The sequence below is a fragment of the Candidatus Mycolicibacterium alkanivorans genome, assembly GCF_022760805.1.
Classification (GTDB): Bacteria; Actinomycetota; Actinomycetes; order Mycobacteriales; family Mycobacteriaceae; genus Mycobacterium; species Mycobacterium alkanivorans.
Window position 1 is genome coordinate 711,464 of record NZ_JAIVFL010000001.1, and the last position, 21,096, is coordinate 732,559.

At 65.4% G+C, this 21,096-nt stretch carries 15 protein-coding genes and 4 pseudogenes; 13 read left to right on the top strand and 6 right to left on the bottom strand.

Annotated features, from left to right (window positions below):
• The first annotated feature begins 257 nt into the window (after positions 1 to 257).
• Positions 258 to 716: a hypothetical protein gene (locus tag K9U37_RS03555; protein WP_308197326.1), complete on the top strand. Its 459-nt coding sequence runs from the start codon at positions 258 to 260 to the stop codon at positions 714 to 716.
• Between the two features lie 351 nt (positions 717 to 1,067).
• Here K9U37_RS03555 and K9U37_RS03560 read toward each other — a convergent pair whose 3' ends face one another.
• From K9U37_RS03560 to K9U37_RS03570, 3 genes are all read right to left on the bottom strand, one after another.
• The gene (locus K9U37_RS03560) at positions 1,068 to 1,856 is read right to left on the bottom strand and encodes a class I SAM-dependent methyltransferase (protein WP_243070551.1); all 789 of its coding nucleotides are present in this window, start codon (positions 1,854 to 1,856) and stop codon (positions 1,068 to 1,070) included.
• 304 nt (positions 1,857 to 2,160) lie between these two features.
• On the bottom strand, positions 2,161 to 2,607 hold the full coding sequence (locus tag K9U37_RS03565; protein ID WP_243070552.1) for a hypothetical protein: 447 nt from the start codon (positions 2,605 to 2,607) through the stop codon (positions 2,161 to 2,163).
• Complete coding sequence (locus tag K9U37_RS03570; protein ID WP_243070553.1) at positions 2,604 to 3,254, bottom strand: hypothetical protein; 651 nt, start codon at positions 3,252 to 3,254, stop codon at positions 2,604 to 2,606. The genes K9U37_RS03565 and K9U37_RS03570 overlap by 4 nt, the downstream gene beginning before the upstream one ends.
• 164 nt (positions 3,255 to 3,418) lie before the next feature.
• On the opposite strand from K9U37_RS03570, the gene K9U37_RS03575 reads away from it, so the two are divergent.
• The 3 genes from K9U37_RS03575 to K9U37_RS03585 all read left to right on the top strand — a co-directional run bounded on the left by K9U37_RS03575 (position 3,419) and on the right by K9U37_RS03585 (position 7,901).
• Positions 3,419 to 4,816: an IS1380 family transposase gene (locus K9U37_RS03575; protein WP_243069986.1), complete on the top strand. Its 1,398-nt coding sequence runs from the start codon at positions 3,419 to 3,421 to the stop codon at positions 4,814 to 4,816.
• A 561-nt stretch (positions 4,817 to 5,377) separates the two neighbouring features.
• The gene (locus K9U37_RS03580) at positions 5,378 to 5,674 is read left to right on the top strand and encodes a hypothetical protein (RefSeq protein WP_243070554.1); all 297 of its coding nucleotides are present in this window, start codon (positions 5,378 to 5,380) and stop codon (positions 5,672 to 5,674) included.
• A 922-nt stretch (positions 5,675 to 6,596) separates the two neighbouring features.
• Positions 6,597 to 7,901: an IS701 family transposase gene (locus K9U37_RS03585; RefSeq protein WP_243070555.1), complete on the top strand. Its 1,305-nt coding sequence runs from the start codon at positions 6,597 to 6,599 to the stop codon at positions 7,899 to 7,901.
• A gap of 602 nt (positions 7,902 to 8,503) precedes the next feature.
• On the opposite strand, the gene K9U37_RS03595 is transcribed toward K9U37_RS03585, so the two are convergent.
• Positions 8,504 to 9,019, bottom strand: coding sequence for a hypothetical protein (locus K9U37_RS03595; protein ID WP_243070556.1), 516 nt, complete (start codon positions 9,017 to 9,019; stop codon positions 8,504 to 8,506).
• 568 nt (positions 9,020 to 9,587) lie between these two features.
• Here K9U37_RS03595 and K9U37_RS03600 point away from each other — a divergent pair.
• The 8 genes and pseudogenes from K9U37_RS03600 to K9U37_RS03635 all read left to right on the top strand — a co-directional run bounded on the left by K9U37_RS03600 (position 9,588) and on the right by K9U37_RS03635 (position 18,083).
• Positions 9,588 to 9,887, top strand: coding sequence for a CPBP family glutamic-type intramembrane protease (locus K9U37_RS03600; protein ID WP_243070557.1), 300 nt, complete (start codon positions 9,588 to 9,590; stop codon positions 9,885 to 9,887).
• Positions 9,888 to 10,040: 153 nt separating this feature from the next.
• Positions 10,041 to 10,569 (top strand): annotated as a pseudogene (locus K9U37_RS03605) (1-acyl-sn-glycerol-3-phosphate acyltransferase); the annotation flags it as partial.
• Between the two features lie 429 nt (positions 10,570 to 10,998).
• Positions 10,999 to 12,308: pseudogene (locus tag K9U37_RS03610) on the top strand (ISL3 family transposase).
• A 236-nt stretch (positions 12,309 to 12,544) separates the two neighbouring features.
• Positions 12,545 to 12,769: pseudogene (locus tag K9U37_RS03615) on the top strand (glycerol acyltransferase); the annotation flags it as partial.
• A 470-nt stretch (positions 12,770 to 13,239) separates the two neighbouring features.
• On the top strand, positions 13,240 to 13,896 hold the full coding sequence (locus K9U37_RS03620; RefSeq protein WP_243070558.1) for a proteasome-type protease: 657 nt from the start codon (positions 13,240 to 13,242) through the stop codon (positions 13,894 to 13,896).
• Positions 13,897 to 13,911: 15 nt separating this feature from the next.
• Entirely contained in the window at positions 13,912 to 14,610 is a 699-nt protein-coding gene (locus K9U37_RS03625; protein WP_243070559.1) for an N-formylglutamate amidohydrolase, read from the top strand.
• Between the two features lie 108 nt (positions 14,611 to 14,718).
• On the top strand, positions 14,719 to 15,531 hold the full coding sequence (locus K9U37_RS03630; RefSeq protein ID WP_243070560.1) for a transglutaminase-like domain-containing protein: 813 nt from the start codon (positions 14,719 to 14,721) through the stop codon (positions 15,529 to 15,531).
• A 788-nt stretch (positions 15,532 to 16,319) separates the two neighbouring features.
• Entirely contained in the window at positions 16,320 to 18,083 is a 1,764-nt protein-coding gene (locus tag K9U37_RS03635; protein WP_243070561.1) for a transposase, read from the top strand.
• Positions 18,084 to 18,238: 155 nt separating this feature from the next.
• Here the strand turns inward: K9U37_RS03635 and K9U37_RS03645 are convergent.
• Both K9U37_RS03645 and K9U37_RS03650 read right to left on the bottom strand, forming a co-directional pair.
• Positions 18,239 to 19,551 (bottom strand): annotated as a pseudogene (locus K9U37_RS03645) (ISL3 family transposase).
• A 189-nt stretch (positions 19,552 to 19,740) separates the two neighbouring features.
• Positions 19,741 to 19,947 carry a hypothetical protein gene (locus K9U37_RS03650; RefSeq protein ID WP_243070563.1) on the bottom strand — a complete coding sequence of 69 codons (207 nt, stop codon included), beginning with the start codon at positions 19,945 to 19,947 and terminating at the stop codon, positions 19,741 to 19,743.
• Between the two features lie 626 nt (positions 19,948 to 20,573).
• Between K9U37_RS03650 and K9U37_RS03655 the strand changes: the two genes are divergently transcribed.
• Entirely contained in the window at positions 20,574 to 21,059 is a 486-nt protein-coding gene (locus K9U37_RS03655) for an AI-2E family transporter (protein ID WP_243070564.1), read from the top strand.
• Positions 21,060 to 21,096 lie beyond the last annotated feature (37 nt).

A 21,096-nucleotide genomic window follows, 5' to 3' on the forward strand; every position in this document is an offset into this window, starting at 1 on the left:
AGAATCTGTTCGACCGGCAAGCCGGTCCTAAGGTGGACACGTGTTGCATGAGTGCGCCCACCTCGGGCCCAGCGCAGGTAGCGGCCAACGAGCGCGAGCGAGCAGAAGCAACTCCAGCAAGCTGACCGCTGGAAGGTGCGAGCGGCTGCCGCCCAGGAACTGGTGCGCACAGACGCGAAGGGCCGCGAGGGCAGTTGATCGATCGCGTTGGTGCCCTCGGGCGGCGAGCGTGTGCGTTGCTCGCGGCGTGTTCGGCTGTGCTGCACGGGATTTCGCTTGTCCACGCGACGAACATCGCGGCCACGGCGCTGATGGTGGTGATGCTCGCCGCGTGTCTGTTCTGCGCCCGTGACCTATGGGCTCGCGGCACGTTGCGAGCCTGGGTCCTGGTCACGTTGATGAACCTCGCGATGATCGCCATCCACACCCCGGCATCAGCCGCGCATCACCACGGCGGCGGCGGTGTCATCGCGGCTGAGTCGGCACACCATTCGACGGTGATGACCCTGGCCACCGCGTTCGCGGCGGTCGAGGTCGTCGTCGCCGCCGCGGTGCTGTACTACCAGACTCGCGGTATTCGGCCTACAAGCATGAGCGTCGATGGCCGACGGCTCGAGAACGACACCTCGGAGGTGATAGCACAAGGACTCGTGGGTCGAAACGTTGACCTGCATTGTCGTCACCATGATGGGCGTACCGCCAACCGGGTGACCTGAGAAGAGGCACAACCTGATCGAGGCGGTCGGGCCGGTCCGAAGGCGCTCCGCAAGGCTGAGGCCGTGTGTCGGAGTCTAAGGAAATGAAGTGATGCGTGAGACAAACCGGGTCGGAATCGCCGTGAGACAACCGGGAAGACAACAGGTCGGCGGATGCCGGAGATGTCCCGGAACGGTCACTGAATCTGTGCAGCGAAGTGAGCCACGCTGGCCTTGCATGCGCTGGGTTGTTCTGTGAGGTGAGACCGTGAAGGAGTGTCTGGTAGCGGACGATCCGCTGAGGCGACGTTGTCGGGCCGTCGCAGGGACATCCTGTTGTCCGAGCGTTGGCGCTGGAGATCACGGGCCGGTTCACGCCCGGCGTAGCCGCCAGATCGTCTCGGCCGGCCAGCGTCGAGCCCAGGCCAAAGCCGCGGCCGACCGGTAGGAGCTGATCGCGTTCGGCGCGGGCCGCGGCTCGATCAGGTCTTCGATCACGAATTCGTTGGCGCGGAACAACCGGATCCATTCTCCGAACGGCAGCTGGAACGATACTTCCTCCCCATCATCGATGACATGCATGCCGAAGTAGTCGAGCGCCAGCCGCTCGCCGACCTCCTCGGCATCAAGCGGCCAGCAGATCGTTTCGATCGGTGAGTGGTGATTGAACGCGAACAGCCCGCCCGGCCGGAGAAGGCGCGCCACCTCCGGCACCGTCCGGTACGGGTCGGCGAAGCTCATCGCCCCGTGGTCGCAGAACACCACGTCGAAGCTGGCGGCCGGGAGCGGCACCGCCTCGGCGCTGGCATGGACGAGCGGGAAGTCGACGCCTGCCTCGGCCATCAGCCGGCGGGCGTGCTCGAGCTGACGTCGCGACAGGTCCAGCCCAACCGGGTGGGCGCCCAACCTGGCCAGCGCGATCGACCATTGAGCGGCGCCGCAACCGAACTCCAGGATGTCGCGACCAATAAAGTCGCCGAGGACGCGCAACTCGGATTCAGGGATCCGGGCCGTCCCCCAGGCGAGCCCGCCGCTTTCGGCCAGGTCCTCACCGTGGCGGGCCTGGTATTCATCGCTGTAGTCATCCCACATCGCCCGGTTGCGGGCGGCGTGCTCGGCCGGGGCGCCGGGGTCGCTCGCGGCGCCGGATTCGCTCGGCATGACAGGTCATGCTAAGCCAGACCGCTCGAGAGGACCGGCAGGCCGTCCAACAGGGTCAGCCTAGGCCGCGCGACCAGCAGCCGTCGTAGGAAACGAAGCGTTTTGTGAGACAAACCGTGGTGCACTCGTCGTGAGATAGATGGGAGAAGCCCAGGTCAGATCGTCGCCACATGACACGGAAGGTGACAACCTACACGGTTTGTAGGTTCTCAAGTGGGATGTTCTCCAGAATCCGTATGTCTCATGAGACATGGGAATTCGTCTGATCTGAGCATGGATCGGTGCGTTGTCGCCGGGATGGGCGTCAGCTGGTTCGGTGCGTATTGAGGGCAATGATGTCGCCGTGCTGGCCGAGTTCTTGACGCAGCAGGGTGTTGTCGTGGTGGAGTGCGGCAATCACGGTGGCCGCGGCATCGAGTTGCTGTGCCAACTTGGTGCATTCTCGGGTTTTGGCGGCGAGGTCGGCTCGTATGACGGTGAGTTCGTCGTTCTTGCGGGCTTCGCGGGGCGTGAAGCTGTCGCAGGCCGCGACTCGGGTGTCCCAGTCGGCCATGATCTGGGTGGCCCGGTTCATGGTGGCGCGGCTGACGTCGGCTTCTTTCCAGAGGTTGTCCTTGATCAGCCGTCCGTCGGTGCGTTGCGGGCACCCGGCCAGCAGTCGATCCATGGCGTCGCGCAGGCGTTTGGCGGTGCGGTCAGACAATGCGTGGTCAGACTGAGGTTCGGTGGCAGTATCGGGGCTGTTGGTCACTGCGGCTCCTCGGGGGCTTTGCTCAAGACGGCGTCGACCTCGCCAAGTTCGCGTTGCAGGACGTCTTTGCGGCAGGTCGGCAGGGTTGGCGTGTTGATGAGGGTGAGCAGGGTTCGTCGCTGTGTCGCCCAGATGGGTAGGTGTTCGGGGCCGATGACGCTGTTGACGCAGCGGTCGGGTCGGCATCGGTCTTGGAGTGGTCCTTTGTGGCCTTCGGGGATGACGGTGCTGTCCAGGCAGGCGGCGCCGACCGGGTTGTTTTCGTCCATGGCGCAGTGGTTGAGGGTGCCGAACCGGATGGACAGGCGAGCTTTGCGGAGCATGGTTCGTTCGACAGTTGCGTCGCCACCGCGTGCTTGGACTGCGTGCTGGATGTCGGTGAAGGTCTGGGCGATTCGGTCGGAGCCGGGGCCGTAGCCGATCGGTTCGCCGGCCTTGTGCGCGTGGTAGAGGTCCTCGATTCGGCGGAATCGGGCGGCGTCGATCGCGGATTCCAGGTGGTCGGCCCAGGAGTTGTCGGCGTTGGCGTAGCCCTGGGTCGATCGGTTGGCCAGTGCCCGGGAGGCGATGTGTTTGAGCTGGATGCCCAGCGCTATCTCGCTGCCGGGGAATTGGTCGGTCAGCATCGCCATGGTCCGCCGGAACATGTGGGGTCGGGTTTTGCCTGCCGGGATCGGCTGCAGGCCGGTTAGCCTCGATTTTTCGCGCAATGCCCCGGGTGGAGTGTGTTGATACGCGAAAGTGCCTGTCCTGCAAGGAATAATAGGACTTCTTAACGGTTCCATTAGCCTGGCTGGAAGGCACTTCGCAGGTGAAGAGTAGCGCAGCGGTTTCCCGAGTGAAAGTGTCCGCGGATGGTCATGGCGTCGTGTCTCACGCCGGGGTGGGGATGCTGCGGGAACTGGCGGATCTGTCCGGGCTGTCGGCGGGGGTCACCGCGGCGTTGGCCGACACCTATCGGGGCCCGTGGATCTACCCGCCGGGGGCGGTGTTCGCCGATCTCGCCGCGGCGGTCGCTGACGGCGCGACCTGCATCGACGGGGTCGGGCAGTTGTGCGGGGACCGTGAGCACGTGTTCGGTCCGGCCGCCTCGACGACCACGATGTGGCGGCTGGTCGACGAGCGGATCGACGCCGCGCACCTGCCGGCGATCCGGGCGGCGCGCTGCGATGCGCGGGCGGCGGCGTGGGCTGCCGGGGCTGCGCCGGCCGCTGGCAGGTGGCTGCACATCGACCTCGACGCCACCATCACCATCGACCATTCCGACAACAAGGAGAACGCGGCCGCGACCTGGAAGAAGACCTACGGTCACCACCCGCTGCTGGCGTTCCTGGACCGCCCCGAGGTCGCCGGCGGCGAAGCGCTGGCCGGGCTGCTGCGAGCGGGCAACGCCGGCAGCAACACCGCCGCCGATCACATCACCGTGTTGGGCTGGGCGCTGGAATCGCTGCCGGCCGCCTACCGACCCGACCCGCACGATCCCACCGCCCACAAGATCCTGGTGCGGTCGGATTCCGCCGGTGCCACGCACAAGTTCGCCGCCGAATGCCGCAGGCAAGGGGTGGGGTTCTCGTTCGGGTTCGCCGTCGACGCCCGCGTGCGCGACGCGGTCGACACCCTCAACCTCGCCGAGGCCTGGTATCCGGCGATCGACTCCAGCGGCGCGATCCGCGACGGCGCCTGGGTCGCCGAGGCCACCGGCCTGGTCGAGATGAGCAGCTGGCCCGAGGGCACCCGGCTGATCCTGCGCAGGGAACGCCCCCACCCCGGCGCGCAGCTGCGGTTCACCGACGCCGACGGGATGCGGGTCACCGCCTTCATCACCGACACACCCAACGGCGTCGTCGACGGGCAACTCGCCGGCCTGGAGCTGCGGCATCGCCAACACGCCCGCGTCGAGGACCGCATCCGCGAGGCCAAAACCACCGGGCTGCGCAACCTGCCCTGCCACGGCTTCGATGCCAACGCTGCCTGGCTCGAAATCATCCTCACCGCAACCGATCTCGTGGCCTGGACCAAACTCATCGGCTTCGCCGACCAGCCCGACATCGCCGGCTGCGAGATCGACACCTTCCGCTACCGCGTCCTGCACGTCGCCGCCCGCATCACCCGCGCCGCCCGACGCACCCACCTGCGCATCGACGCCACATGGCGCTGGGCCCACGCCATCGCCACCGCATGGCAGCGCCTGCGCACCGCCTTCGGTTGACCACCGCACCACCCGTCCACCACGACCCGAAAGACCCACCGGCCCTGGAAAGCCCGCCACACCGAGCGACACCGGCCAAACCGTCACACCCACCCACCGAAACCGCGCCCGAACAGCCCCAGCCGACCCCGAACCGCACTCCGACCAATTCGCACGCAAAATCGAGGTTAGGGCTGTGGTCGTGTTGATGTGGTTGATGAAGGCGTCGAGCATCTGATGGCTGCGGGAGACGTCGGCGGATTTGCGCTGCAGAGGCGGGAAGAGCTGGTCGTGGTGTTCTGATAGCTGCTCGGCGACGGCGACGGCGATGGCCTCGGCGACCGGTTCGGTGATCCACCAGTGTTTGACCGGCAGGTTCGGGTCGTGTTTGCCCTTGGTGGATTTGATGGCGGGGGTGCCGTAGTAGTCGACGATCGACCCGGCTGCGATCTCGTGGACTTCGGAGTCACGCATCAGTGAGAGCCCGACGACCAGGGTGTAGCAGGCATTGCGCAGCATGCGCAGTTCCAGTCCGATTGCGCGTGGTGCCAGTCCAGGGTGCCAGGCAGCGTGTGTGCCTGCGTGGTGCTCGATCTGGGTGAGGTCATCGATGACACCGGTTGTGGTGGGGTGCCCGGCGGCGACCGCGTGCTCGACGCGGGCGATGCGGTGAAGGTTCGCCGTCCGTTTTCGGCCGAAAAGTGTTGCTGCGCAGGTGGTTTTCCAGCCGAGCATCAACGTCAGCAGGTTCCAGTTCACCTCGCCGTGGCCGTGGCCGTGGCCGTCGGCGTGGACAGGGATGGGATTGGTGGTATCAGCGAGCCAACGGTCCAGGCGGGTGTCGCGGTCGGCTGTCATGGCCGTCGTTTGGGCGAGTAGGTCGCGGTAGCGCAGTTGGGCGCGCAGGATGTCCGGGGCGAAGGTGTGGACGTAGGTCCATGCCGCGCGAATCAGCGGGAACCACTGCTCGGGCGGGATCACCGGAGTGGAGACGACCGCCGCCGTCGAGGTTTGTGCCGCCGCGCGGGCGCTCGTGCCTGCCCATGGGTCGCTGCGAAGTCCTCGGCTGGTGAGCGCCGGGCCGTATTGGTGCAGCATCTTGAACGTTTCGATGTAGTGCCTGATGGTGCTACTCGACCGCTGCTCACGCAGGCCGCGGATAAGGCGGCGTAAATCGCTGTCGTGCCAGGCACTCGGGTGCGGCGGCAACCCAGTCGCTTCGGCGAACCTGCTCAGCTGCCGGAGGTGGCTGAGCTCGCCGATCACGGTGGTCGGGTGCGCGGGAGCGGGTTTCAGCGACATTCCGGCGGATGTGACCGCCGGGTGGCGAGGATTGAGCATGATCATGCTGACCTCGCGGGCCAGCAGATTCCATGACGGCTCGGCCAGTTCGCGGGAGAACACCAGCGTCCAAGCGCATGCGGGCAGGCGAGCCGGTCGCCGGAGGACGCCGTTGAGGTTCCACTGCTCTCATAGTGTTGTGCTGATTTCGCTGGCACAACCCTGTTCTACCAGTTCCACCTATTGGCGAAGCGAGCACAGCGGGGATCATCGAAAGTGTTGTGCTGCAGCAATTCTCGTGATAGATGGGTGGATCGCTTGACAGGAAATCCGAAGATCACGGGCTCTTGTGACATATCCGTGGGTGACGAATTGGCTTGAGTTTCGCAGTTTGACGCCTGTGACACCTGTGATTTCTGGGGCTGTTGTGGCGTTGTCCGGCGTGTCGCCGTGATCCGGTGGCAAGCATGACGAAGCATCGGCGGTTGTGAAAAGTCAACCCCGAGATGGAGTTCCGCCGATGCTTCCGGGCCTGACCCTACCCGCATCGTGGCGTTCGCTGTTGGACCTGTTTCGGCCCGCGTTTCGCCGCGGATCGACGTTCGCGTTGTTCACGCTGCTGGCTACCGGGCTGGCGGCGCGGACCACCCGGCGCACGGTGGTGGGGATGCTCGCCGGAGCGGGCATGGCTGCGGCGGTGTCGTTCCACTCGGCGTGCCGGTTCTTCTCCCACCACGCCTGGGACGTCGACCCGATCGGGCTGGTGCTGGCCCGGCTGATCGTGGATCGGCTGCTGCCCGATGGGGCACCGATCACGGTGGTCGTCGACGACACCCTATTCCGCCGCTGGGGGCCCAAGGTGCACGCCGCGTACTGGACCCACGACGGCTCCGCCCAGGACCCCAACGCGCTGGGCCGCGGCAACCGGTGGGTGATCGTCGGCATCGTCGTCACGCTGCGGTTCTGTACCCGCCCGGTGTGCCTGCCGGTGTTGTTGCGGTTGTGGCGGGGCAAGGGCACCGCCTCCCCGGTGGCGCTGGCAGGGCAGATGATTTCACTTCTGGCCCAAGCATTTCCGAACCGCCGCTTGCACGCCGTCGGGGACGCCGCCTACCACGGCAAGGCCCTGCTGGTCGAGCACACCACGATCACCACCCGGCTGCCGGTCAACGCCGCGCTCTACGCGCCCGCCCCGCCGCACACCGGCCGACGCGGCCGACCCCGGCTCAAGGGAAACCGGCTCGGCCACCCCGCCGACCTCGCCGCACACGCCGACTGGCGACCGGTCACCCTGACCCGCTACGGCCACACCAACACCGTCGAGATCGCCCTGTGCGACACGATCTGGTACGGCGCGTTCGGCAACACCGCAGGCCGCACCGTCCTGGTCCGCGACCCCGCCGCCGACAGGGTCCTGGCGATCTTCACCACCGACACCGACAGCGACGCGCAGACCATCGTGGAACGCTACACCCACCGCTGGCCGATAGAGACCGCCATCGCCGCCGGCAAACAACTACTCGGCATCGGCCAAGCCCGCAACCGACTGCGGCGCGCGGTGGAACGCACCGTGCCGCTTGGCTTCTGCGTCTACAGCCTGGTCATCGTCTGGTACGCGCTGCACGGATACCACCGAGACGACCTCGCCGCACGCCGCGAGGTCCAGCCCTGGTACCCCCACAAAGACGAGCCCGCCTTCGAAGACATGCTCGCCAAACTCCGCAAAACCCTGGTCGCATCCCGAATTACGGGCGTTGCCGCAGCTCAGCCCGATCCACACAAATACCGCGACTACGAACTGGCCTGCGCGGCAGCCGCCGCGTAACTGCGAAACTCAAGAATTGGCACTGTCCCGCGTATTCCACTGTGGCGGAGGTTGTCGGGGCCGCGCTGCCTACGGGCGCACCCCTCGCGCGTCAAGGGCGCTTCGCGTCGCTTCGCGATGGCCTTCGGCCACCCTTGACCCGCGAGCCTCTGTGCGCCCTGATGGCAGGCAGAGGGGCAGGTCAGAGACCTGCCCGGCGCATTCGCGCGGCCCCGACGGAAGGTGTCTATGGGGCCATCACCCGACCCACGGAAACGTCAGTAGAGCCAGATCACGACACGATAACGATCTGATCAAATCGCAGTGCAGCAGCTATATCGGAGCAACATAACCGAGCGGAGACATGCCCGGATCACACAAATCCCCAGGTCAGCCGCCTGCACCCGCCGCGAGAGATTGCCCCGAATCAGCTACGCGGAAATCCGCGTTAGATGCTGATTGTTCAGTGCTTGAACACGTCCTGGACTTTGGTCCCTGCCTGTTTAGTGTTGGCTGTGGCCTGATCGACGCGTCACTCGCTGCGCAAGCGGGTGTTGCCGGTGGCGCGTCCGGACCACTTCTTGGTGGCGGCTTTGGTGGCTTCGGCCTTGTGCGCCAGCTCCTTACCGATGCTCATCACGATTTGTTTCGGTTTCGGAAAGCGCAGAGCGCGACTGCGGGCTGGCAGAGTCGACCGCGTCGAAGTACGCGCTGTCAGTTGGCTGTCGACGGCGCGACCAGCGGCCGAGCCAGGGAATCCCGGTGCGACGGGTCGTGGCCACCGCGGCGTTCACCGGTACGCGGGTGGCGTCGTCGACCTGTTGGTGTTCGAGCAGGGTGTCGCGGTCACGGCTGAGAAACGCCGTTTCGCGTTGGGACTTCGCGAGGTCGCGTCGGGCGTCTCGCCCGCGTCCCGCAGTGCGTCGAGCACCGGCCAGCAGCACGCTCAATCCCAGCATCGCCACCGCGCCTATCACGATCCCGAAAAGGAACAACGTGCCCGTCGACCCGGTGACGTGATACCCGAACACCGAGAAGTTCTCGGTCAACGGATGCGTGGGCCCCGTATTGCCCAGCACACCCATGAGCGCGACAATCACGGCGACGAGCAGAATGATCAATCCGACGATGACAAGCATCACGACTCCCTGATCCGGTCGAAGACCTCCATCCCTAGCCTATGCCGACCAGCTGTTACCAGTGTTGACATGTATTATTAACGCCCGACGTGGGATGCATTGACGTGCGTGGAAGCGGAGGTGCTGCTCCGATGACCAACAACCGACTGCAGGCTCGCGGGATCGGTGTGTGTTCCGTGCCGCGAGGGAATCGATCACCGAGGGCAGCCAGCATCCCCGTTAGCCTGTCACGTTCGCGACAACCGAACCGCGATTCGCGTTCAATCCGTCTGCTTGAGCGGTTTGGCTGACGTTTGGTGTACCTCGCCCGGGGCTGACCTGTACTGCGCCATCTGCCAATCTGGCAGTTCGATTTGACGATGAGGCTCCAGGCGAACGCGTCGGCCCTTCGGTGATTTGCCTCCGCGCGGGCAGGTGCCGGGTTGTCGTGTGCCGACCGCTCCTTCATCACTGAGGACGCTAATGCATGCCCGGAGGTAGTGCTCTGCGGGACGCCCGGCTAGGCATAGGAGACCGACAGTTCGGTCAGGGCGCTGCGGGCGTTGCAACTTACCAACGATCGAGTCAGGTGGTGCTGCTGCTGTTGACCCTGACGGCGTTCGGCAACGGGTTGTTCGAGGAGCTGCTGTGGCGCGGCGTGTACCTGCGGTTCTTCGTTGACCTCCCGTGCTATCGGGTGGTGTGGCCCAGCCTCTGGTTCGGCCTGTGGCACGTCGCGCCGGTGATGTCGCGGCACGGCCCGGTCCTGGCCTACGTCCTCGGCGCCATGTTTCTCGGCCTCTACCTGGCGTTCATCGCCAGGCGGACCGGCGGCGTGTTCTGGCCGATCGTGGCACACACCTGCGGCGCGTTGGTGGCGATCGCATGACTGCGATGCGAGGTTTCGTGCGGTCGTTACGGCGAACCAGCGAAGGACACTTTGCAGACGGATGAATGATGTTGACCGCCTTGTCGAGAAGTGGGGTCATGAACCCGGTTGCGCTCGAAGCACGCTGCACGCCATCCTACGGGCGCGAGTCGGATTAAGGGTCGAGGTCCTGCGCTCACGCGGGGACCGGTTTGGGATGGGGATGGCCGTGTTAAGTGGTACTTCCGGTCGGAAGTGCGTGGCCTGGGGTGGTTGCCGCTCGGCGGGGCGCTGGTGGTGTCGAATCACTCGGGCGGCCTTCTTCAGGTAGATGGGCCGGTGTTCGCTGTCGACTTCTATGACAAGTTGGGTTACGACCGGCCGATTTACTTCCTTACCCATGACGTCGTGTTTCACGGCCCGATCGCTCAGTTGTTGCCGCGTATCGACGTCATCCATGCCAGCCGCGGCGGCGCTGCGGGCCGGGGCCGTGGTCATGGTCTTTCCGGGCGGCGACTACGACGTCTACCGGCCGACCTCGTCTGCGAACGTCATCGACTTCGAGGGCCGCACCGGCTACGTCCGGACGGCGATCGCCGCCGGCGTTCCGATCGTGCCTGCGGTGTCCATCGGCGGGCAGGAGACCCAGTTCTTCCTGTCTCGCGGTATCGAGTTGGCGCACGCACTTCGGTTAGACAACCTCGAGCACCGGTTTTTCCGGCTCTTGTGACACATCCGTGGGTGACGAATTGGCACTGTCCCGCGTATTCCACTGTGGCGGAGGTTGTCGGGGCCGCGCTGCCTACGGGCGCACCCCTCGCGCGTCAAGGGCGCTTCGCGTCGCTTCGCGATGGCCTTCGGCCACCCTTGACCCGAGAGCCTCTGTGCGCCCTGATGGCAGGCAGAGGGGCAGGTCAGAGACCTGCCCGGCGCATTCGCGCGGCCCCGACGGAAGGTGTCTACGGGGCCATCACCCGACCCACGGAAACGTCAGTAGAGCCGTTTTTCCGGACGAATATTTGGCTCCCCTGACACTTCCGTGGGTGGGTTTTTGGTGTAGGTAGGCGCACGTCGTTGTCGCTTAAGGTTTCTGGCTGAGTAAAGGTCAGGAACCGAAGGAGCGGGCAACGACGTGCGCAATGTGAGGTTATTCCGTGCGTTGCTGGGTGTCGACAAGCGGACGGTGATCGAGGACATCGAGTTCGTCGAGGAGGATGACGGCGCCGAGCTGGTGGTGGCACAGGTGCGCCCATGCAGCGGGGTGTCGCGCCGCTGTGGCCGCTGTGGCCGCAAGGCGCCCTGGTATGACCGGGGTGAGGGTCCGCGCCGGTGGCGGGGGCTGGATTGGGGCACGGTGCAGGTGGTGCTGGAGGCCGAGGCGCCCCGGGTGAACTGCCCCGCCCACGGGCCCACGGTGGTGGCGGTGCCGTGGGCGCGCCACCACGCTGGACATACCTACGCCTTTGATGACACGGTGGCCTGGCTGGCGGTGGCCTGTTCGAAAACAGCGGTGTGCGAACTGATGCGCATCGCCTGGCGCACCGTCGGGGCGATCGTGGCCCGGGTCTGGGCCGACTCCGAAAAGACGGTTGATCGGTTCGCGAACCTACGCCGGATCGGCATCGACGAGATTTCCTATAAGCGCCACCACAAGTACCTCACGGTGGTGGTCGACCACGACAACGGGCATCTGATCTGGGCCGCCCCGGGACGCGACACCGCCACCTTGCGCCGCTTCTTCGACGCTCTCGGCGCCGAACGGGCCGCGCAGATCACCCATGTGTCTGCCGATGCCGCCGACTGGATCGCCGACGTCGTGGCCGAACGCTGCCCCAACGCCATCCGCTGCGCCGATCCCTTTCACGTAGTGGCTTGGGCCACCGAGGCGCTCGATACCGAGCGGCGCCGGGCCTGGAACGACGCGCGGGCGCTGGCCCGCACCGAGACCAAATGGGGCCGTGGCCGGCCCGCCAAGAACGCCCCGCCCCGTCCAGGACATGAGCGGGCCCGCAAGCTCAAAGGCGCCCGCTATGCGCTGTGGAAAACCCCGAAGACCTCACCGAACGCCAAACCGAAAAGCTGGCTTGGATCGCCAAAACCGACCCCCGCCTACATCGCGCCTACTTGCTCAAAGAAGGCCTCCGACACGTGTTTTCGGTCAAAGGCGAAGAAGGCAAGCAGGCCCTGGACCGCTGGATCTCCTGGGCACGGCGCTGCCGGATCCCGGTGTTCGTCGAACTGGCCCGACGCATCATCAAACACCGCGAGGCCATCGACGCCGCCCTCGACCACGGCCTCTCCCAGGGACTGATCGAATCCACCAACACCAAGATCCGGCTGCTGACCCGCGTCGCGTTCGGCTTCCACAACCCCGCCGCGCTGATCGCCCTGGCCATGCTCGCCCTCGGCGGCCACCGCCCCGCACTACCCGGCCGCCGCTAACACCCCACCAAAAGACGCCCCCGGGTATCCCATCCCGATCGTCGCCGATCCTGCGCCACCGCGCTCGTCGGTGTCCATGTCGTTCCGCCTCGCTGCGCTCGGGGGCTCCACATGGACACCTCCCCACGCGGGCGGCGCCAACGAGCAACTATCGGGAAAAGGAGAAACCATCCAACCTTTGCCGGCTGCCTACCATCAACCAGCCGTGCCCCACGGATACGTCAGGAGGGCCGAATATTTTGCCGGTTGCGTTCGGGTTCCCGTTCGGGCTGAGCGTCTTTGTGCCGGTTAACATGCCGCTGCCCACCAAGATTGTCACCCGGGTGCTCAAGCCGATCGACATCGTCGCGCAGTTCGGTGAGGATCCCGACGTTGATGAGGTCGACGCGCACGTGCGCTGCGTGATGCAGAAAGGGCTCAACGAGCTCGCCACCACGCGCCGCTGTCCGATAATCGGCTGACCGCAATCGCCGCCCCGGCGGCACCACGCCCACAAACTGGCGGAGGAAGTCGAGTGGCTACTTCACTAGACGGGTCGTTGTGCAACCAGTTCGGGGATCATGCCGGCACGCGGGTTCCGCTCTCCGGTTACGTCGTGGTGTACGTCCGCCGGTCGGAGCGAACTGCCCCACTACGCCAGCGCTGAGCTGGTGCACCGTGTGTTCGGACAAATCACAGCACGGCCATTGCAGCAGTCAGGAAACGTAGGTTCGTCACGCACGGCCGAGCGGTTTAGGCTTGGTAATCTCAACGGCATCGGGGCCGGATCAAATCCGGAATGGGGAATCGTTCACCTGCGTCTCTGCCAGTAGCACGTGGCGTTACGAACGGGGAGTCGAGTGCATACCAGGCGAATTGCATGACGTATTGCATCGGCGTCATGTTGGACGAGGGAATGATTTTCGCCTCGGACTCCCGTACGAATGCGGGCGTGGACAACTTCGCCAAGTTCTGCAAGATGACAGTATTCGAGCGCGCTGGCGACCGCGTTATTGTGCTGCTGAGTTCGGGAAACCTGGCCGGAACTCAGGCTGTCGTCAGCGTCTTGACGCAGCGTTGTGCCGACGGCGCCTCTGCGGCTAATCTTTTGGGTGCCCGGACCATGTTCGACGTTGTGAGTCTGGTCGCGGATGCGATGCGTGATATCGAGAAGCGCGACGCTGGGTACTTGGCCGAGAACAACATTCGCTTCAACGCGTCGTTCATCGTCGGTGGGCAGATCCGGGGCGAGCCGATCCGGCTGTTCCGGATCTATGCTGAGGGCAATTTCATCGAAGCCGGGATCGACACGCCCTTCTTTCAGACCGGTGAAACCAAGTACGGAAAGCCCATCCTCGACCGCGTGCTGACGCAACACACGCCCCTTGCAGATGCCACGAAATGTGTTCTGGTGTCGTTCGATTCGACCATGCGCAGCAATCTATCGGTGGGTATGCCGATCGACCTGATCTGCTACGAAAGAGACAGCCTCGAAGTGCAGTGGCGGCGGCGATTCGACGAGGGGGACCCCTATTTCACCACCCTCAGTCAACAGTGGGGCGAAGGTGTGCGGCAGGTGTTCCGCGATTTACCCGACTTACGCTGGTGACGGGTCGTCACGACGATGGATCGTGTCATCATCACCTGTGAACACGGCGGCAACCAGATCCCGACGTCCTATCGGCGGCTATTTCGAGAAAGTAAGGCGCTGCTGGATTCCCACCGCGGTTACGACCCCGGTTCGCTAACCATGGCGACGGCACTCGCCGATGCCTGCCGGGCGCCGCTGGTGGCGTCGACTACCAGCCGTCTGCTGATCGACCTCAATCGCTCGATCGGTCACCCACAACTCTTTTCGGCCGCGACACGCGGCACCCCGACAGCGACCCGGGCGCAGATCGTCGAACGCCATTACCAGCCCTACCGCGCGCAGGTTGAGCGTCTCGTCGGGCAAGCGGTGTCGCGCGGGCACCGCGTGATCCACATCTCGTCACACAGCTTCACCCCGGAGCTAGACGGCAAGGTGCGCAGCGCCGACGTAGGTTTGCTCTACCACCCCGGCCGGCGCGGGGAGGCCGAGATGTGCGCCCGCTGGAAGGAATCGCTCGCCGCATCCGCTCCGGAACTCCGCGTACGCCGCAATTACCCCTATGCCGGCAAAGGAGACGGGTTGACATCGCACCTGCGGCTGCGCTTCGCGCAGCGCGATTACGTCGGAATCGAACTGGAAATCAACCAGGCCATCGTCTTGGCCGCGGGCCGGCATTGGGCAGCGTTGCGGCGCGTGCTAATCGACTCGTTAGGCACCGCATGTGCCAGGTGAGCGCGCCATGAATAACGGCGTGCACCAAATAACACAAGTGAGAACACTTTTCACCACCCGCACCGGCAGCCATGCGCGACCTCACCTGGGCGACAGAGGGAACAACTGATGCAAATCCACGTCGGCTTCGAGATGATCTACGACTGTCCACAGCCCACCGCGATGATCTTCAACCTCAACGTCCACTTCACCCGAGTGTCTGATCTTGTCGGCCGTGACGAGCTGGTATTCGACCCGCCGGTCCCGATGGCGGCCTATCGCGACGGCTTCGGCAACTGGTGCACCCGCATCGTTGCACCCGCGGGCCGCACCCGCGTCATGGCCAATGCCATCGTCAACGACACTGGACTGCCCGACGTCATCGTCCCGGAGGCACAACAGATCCCGGTACCAGACCTGCCCGAGGACACGCTGGTCTTCCTACTCGGGAGCCGGTATTGCGAAACCGATCGGCTGTCTGAGACGGCGTGGAATCTCTTCGGGCAGGCACCGACGGGATGGGGCCGAGTTCAGGCAATCTGCGACTTCGTGCACCGACATGTCACGTTCGGCTATCAGCATGCGCGCAAGACCCGCACGGCGCTGGAGGCTTTCACCGACCGAGTCGGGGTCTGCCGTGATTTCACCCACCTTGCTGTTGCTTTCTGTCGCTGCATGAACATTCCCGCGCGCTACTGCACCGGGTATCTCGGTGACATCGGTGTGCCACCGGTGGACGAACCGATGGATTTCTCTGCCTGGTTTGAGGTGTTCCTCGGCGGGCGATGGCATACCTTCGACGCGCGGCACAACACGCCGCGCATCGGCAGGGTGCTGATCGCGCGTGGCCGCGACGCTGCTGACGTGGCGCTGAGCAATACCTTCGGCCCCTCCACATTGACCAGCTTCAGGGTTTGGACCGACGAAGTGCCCGCCGGTTAAGTCAAGCAGCGCTGCGCGGGCGGCAGGCATCGCCGCCGACCGGTGAGGGCGCGAACTCGTAACGGCCAACGTCGATACCTCTTCACCTGTGAGGCAAGAAATTTGAGCAGCCAGCAAGGCTGCTTGTCTCGAGGCGCTGTAAACGCTCCTGCCGTCAAGTGCTCGGATTTGGACGCTAGCGATTGTCCCTCATCGTGAGCAAGACAGCTTCGCTGATCCGCGCAGAGTGTTTGGCCACTGTCGCCGGTCAATTGAGTTGTCGCACAGAGGCTGCTCTCCGTGCGGTGCGACAGATAGATCCAACCTCGATGGTTTCCGGCTAGTCATTCTGGCACGACACGCATGATCCGCGGGGGCCGGCTCGGTGGTGGCAGCCGCCATCAGTGACGGCTGATAGCGACACGTCCTCTACGGTCCCGCGGCTGTGACTACCCGAACGCATCAGAGGGGACCATCGGCGTCGTCCTGCTTTGTGACCTTCGCCCTTAGTGGCTGACCGCCGGGGGTGATTAGCGCGGATTTCCGCGTAGCTGATTCGGGGCAATCTCTCGCGGCGGGTGCAGGCGGCTGACCTGGGGATTTGTGTGATCCGGGCATGTCTCCGCTCGGTTATGTTGCTCCGATATAGCTGCTGCACTGCGATTTGATCAGATCGTTATCGTGTCGTGATCTTCGGATTTCCTGTCAAGCGATCCACCCATCTATCACGAGAATTGCTGCAGCACAACACTTTCGATGATCCCCGCTGTGCTCGCTTCGCCAATAGGTGGAACTGGTAGAACAGGGTTGTGCCAGCGAAATCAGCACAACACGATGAGGCGTCGGCGTTCACCGCGCCGGAGCAGGTGAACCACCGCCGCTACGAGGCGCTGCGCGCGTTCTTCGTCGACGGGCTGTCCCACGCCGAGGCCGGGGACCGGTTCGGTTACACCCGGTGGGCGATGATCAACCTGGTGCGCGACTACCGCAACGGGAAGCTGACGCTGTTCGCCCCGCCCCGCAAACCGGGCCGGGTGCCGGGGTCGGCGCCGGCCAAGGACCGCGTGCGCGGGCGGGTGATCGAGCTGCGCCGGGAAGGGTTGTCCACCTACGAGATCTCCGCCCGGCTGGCCGCCGAACACACCCCGCTCAACCGCACCAGCGTGGGCGAGATCCTCGCCGAGGAAGGCTTCGGTCGGCTGCTGCGCCACCCGCAGCCGGCCGCGAGCACCAGCCCGGCCACGCACGGCCGCGACACCCGGCTGCCCCGGACCGCGCGGATCGACTTCCAATCCTGGCCCACCACCACCGAAACCGGCAAGGCCGGATTACTGCTGCTAGTGCCCGACCTGGTCGCACTCGGGCTGCCCGAGCTGGTGCGCCGCGCCGGCTACCCAGGCACCCGGCTGGTGCCCGCGACCTCGTGGCTGCTGTCGCTGCTGGCGCTCAAGCTCACCCGCACCCGCCGGGTCTCCCACGTCGACGACCTGCTGATCTCCGACCCCGCCGCCGCGTTGTTCGCCGGGCTGGCGGTACTGCCGAAGAAGTCCGCGCTCACCGAGTACTCCTACCGCACCGAACACGACCACCAGCGCCGCTTTTTGGCCGCCCTCGACGCCCGGATGATCGAGCGCGGGCTGGCCACCGCCGACAACGCGATCTTCGACCTGGACTTCCACGCCGTCATGCACTGGGGCGACGACCCCGCCCTGGAGAAGCACTACGTGCCCACCCGCTCCCAACGCGCCCGCTCCGTGCTCACCTTCTTCGCCCAGGACAGCGGCACCCACAACCTCATCTACGCCAACGCCGACATCACCAAATCCACCCAGGCCCGCGAGGTGATCGCGTTCTGCGACCACTGGAAAACCGCCTCCGGCACCGACCCGGCCATGCTGATCATGGATCAGAAGGTCACCACCCACACCGTGCTCGGCGAACTCGACAACCGCGGCGTCACCTTCCTCACCCTGCGCATGCGCTCACCCACCCTGATGAAACACATCGACGCCCTCACCGACACCGACTTCGCCACCGTCACCCTGGACCGGCCCGGAAAGTTCAACCGGCCAAAAGTCCACGACGCCACCGGAATCCGACTGACCGGCTACCCCGGCACCGTGCGTCAACTCATCGTCACCGGGCTCGGCCGCGACGCCCCGACCGTGATCATCACCAACGACCACGACCTGCCGGCCAAGACCCTGATCACTCACTACGCGCGGCGCATGACCATCGAACAACGCCTCGCCGAGATCATCCAGGCCTTCCACGCCGACGCGCTGTCCTCGGCGGTCAACCTCAACGTCGACCTCGACATCATGCTCTGCGTGCTCGCCCAAGCCCTCATCGCCGCGCTCCGCGCCCGCCTACCCGGCTACGCCACCGTCACCCCCGACGTGCTGCAACGCCGCTTCCTCGAAACCCCCGGCACCATCACCACCAGCGCCGACACCATCACCGTCCGCCTCGACCGCCGCGCCTACAGCCCCGTCCTCCGCAAAGCCGACCTCCCCCAAGACACCCCAGTCCCCTGGTGGGACAACCGAACCCTACGCTTCGAATTCAGCTGAAAAGTTGGCGCTCCTGACGTATCCGTGGGGCACGGCTGGTTGATGGTAGGCAGCCGGCAAAGGTTGGATGGTTTCTCCTTTTCCCGATAGTTGCTCGTGGCGCAGGATCGGCGACGATCGGGATGGGATACCCGGGGGCGTCTTTTGGTGGGGTGTTAGCGGCGGCCGGGTAGTGCGGGGCGGTGGCCGCCGAGGGCGAGCATGGCCAGGGCGATCAGCGCGGCGGGGTTGTGGAAGCCGAACGCGACGCGGGTCAGCAGCCGGATCTTGGTGTTGGTGGATTCGATCAGTCCCTGGGAGAGGCCGTGGTCGAGGGCGGCGTCGATGGCCTCGCGGTGTTTGATGATGCGTCGGGCCAGTTCGACGAACACCGGGATCCGGCAGCGCCGTGCCCAGGAGATCCAGCGGTCCAGGGCCTGCTTGCCTTCTTCGCCTTTGACCGAAAACACGTGTCGGAGGCCTTCTTTGAGCAAGTAGGCGCGATGTAGGCGGGGTCGGTTTTGGCGATCCAAGCCAGCTTTTCGGTTTTGGCGTTCGGTGAGGTCTTCGGGGTTTTCCACAGCGCATAGCGGGCGCCTTTGAGCTTGCGGGCCCGCTCATGTCCTGGACGGGGCGCAGGGCGTTCTTGGCGGGCCGGCCACGGCCCCATTTGGTCTCGGTGCGGGCCAGCGCCGCGCGTCGTTCCAGGCCCGGCGCCGCTCGCGGTATCGAGCGCCTCGGTGGCCCAAGCCACTACGTGAAAGGGATCGGCGCAGCGGATGGCGTTGGGGCAGCGTTCGGCCACGACGTCGGCGATCCAGTCGGCGGCATCGGCAGACACATGGGTGATCTGCGCGGCCCGTTCGGCGCCGAGAGCGTCGAAGAAGCGGCGCAAGGTGGCGGTGTCGCGTCCCGGGGCGGCCCAGATCAGATGCCCGTTGTCGTGGTCGACCACCACCGTGAGGTACTTGTGGTGGCGCTTATAGGAAATCTCGTCGATGCCGATCCGGCGTAGGTTCGCGAACCGATCAACCGTCTTTTCGGAGTCGGCCCAGACCCGGGCCACGATCGCCCCGACGGTGCGCCAGGCGATGCGCATCAGTTCGCACACCGCTGTTTTCGAACAGGCCACCGCCAGCCAGGCCACCGTGTCATCAAAGGCGTAGGTATGTCCAGCGTGGTGGCGCGCCCACGGCACCGCCACCACCGTGGGCCCGTGGGCGGGGCAGTTCACCCGGGGCGCCTCGGCCTCCAGCACCACCTGCACCGTGCCCCAATCCAGCCCCCGCCACCGGCGCGGACCCTCACCCCGGTCATACCAGGGCGCCTTGCGGCCACAGCGGCCACAGCGGCGCGACACCCCGCTGCATGGGCGCACCTGTGCCACCACCAGCTCGGCGCCGTCATCCTCCTCGACGAACTCGATGTCCTCGATCACCGTCCGCTTGTCGACACCCAGCAACGCACGGAATAACCTCACATTGCGCACGTCGTTGCCCGCTCCTTCGGTTCCTGACCTTTACTCAGCCAGAAACCTTAAGCGACAACGACATGCGCCTACCTACACCAAAAACCCACCCACGGAAGTGTCAGGGGAGCCAAATAATCACCGGATAGCGCGTTGACGTCGGGGGTTGACAGTGCTGGCTCGGCGCACAGATGGGCGTCATCACGGCGGTCAGAACGGTAGCCCGGCCAAGACCGTCGCGCCTACCGCGATGACGCCGACCGCCGCATCCACGCCTTTGCGGCCGTCGTAGGCCCAGTACACATCCTCCAGGTTCAGCAACAGCGCCAGTTCGTCGACGGCGAGCGCGGCCGCCGCCTCGTACGCGATCGCGACCGCAGGATGACGCCGTTGCCGCTCCGACCCGCGCAGCCCCACCGCCCCGACTCCGGCGAGTAACGCGATGCCGACGTTGTACTGATGGAAGTGGCGGCCTGAGCCCGGCGAACACGGTCGTGAACGCCGCCCACGCCATCGCCGCTGATTACTCGACCGGATCAAGCCATTCACCCACGCGTGGCGCAATCGAAACCATCGTGCTGCGTCCTGGGAGACCTCACACGTCCGTGGTCGCGGTGCTGCTGCCGGACCCGGCTCACTGGTCTCCCGGGCATCCGACCTGGCACCCTCGGGGTGGACGCCGAAGAAGACTTGAGCGGCTCCGTCCTCTCCTGCGCGGTCCTCTCCTGCGCGCCGATGAGTGACGGCCGGTCCCCACTCCGGCTTTCGGCGGGGTTGCCGATAACCGGGGCGTCGCGGAAGTATGAGGTCACTTCCGCCTGATAAGGGGGCACGGCAAATTGGTTGACACCGGGCATGGTGACGGGCCTGAACCCGACCTTGCCGGTCAGGGTCATCACCATCTGGTGGGTCAACCTCACAGCGAAGATGAAGGCCCGATCGCCGAAGCCGAACACCTTGCCGCTCAAATGCGTTCCGGCGAGCACCCGCTTGGCCCGCGGGGGCGGCGAATTAATCGAAGCTCTCCGTTCTACGTGGGGTTGGTGGCGTCGGCCGGGGTGGCCGTGACCTATGGAGCGGTGCGGGTCCTCGGGTCAATGTCCGGGGTGCTGGTGTTGATCGGTGTGGCGTTCTTTTTCGCGCTGGGACTCGAGCCCGCGGCATCGTGGCTGGTCAACCGGAAACTGCCCCGATGGCTCGCGGTCACCCTGGTGGTGCTGGTGACGTTCACCCTTGTCGCCGGGTCCGTGGCGGCGGCGATTCCCCCGCTTGCCGAACAGGCACGCCAATTCGTCGAGCAGGCACCGCACTACCTGCAGCAGGCTAAAGACCACTCCTCGGTGATCGGCCGGCTCAACGACCGCTTCCACCTCCACCAGCGGATCACAGACACGCTGAACGGCTCGGGCGGACCCGCATTTGCGGGACTTCTCAAAGCCGGATCAGCGGTGTTCGGCGCCCTGGCCCAACTCGGGGTGGTGGCTGTCTTAACCGTCTACTTCATCGTTGTGCGGCAAAGGCACCATTAACCGCATCCAACGGGGAAGGAACAGCACCGGCGCGGCG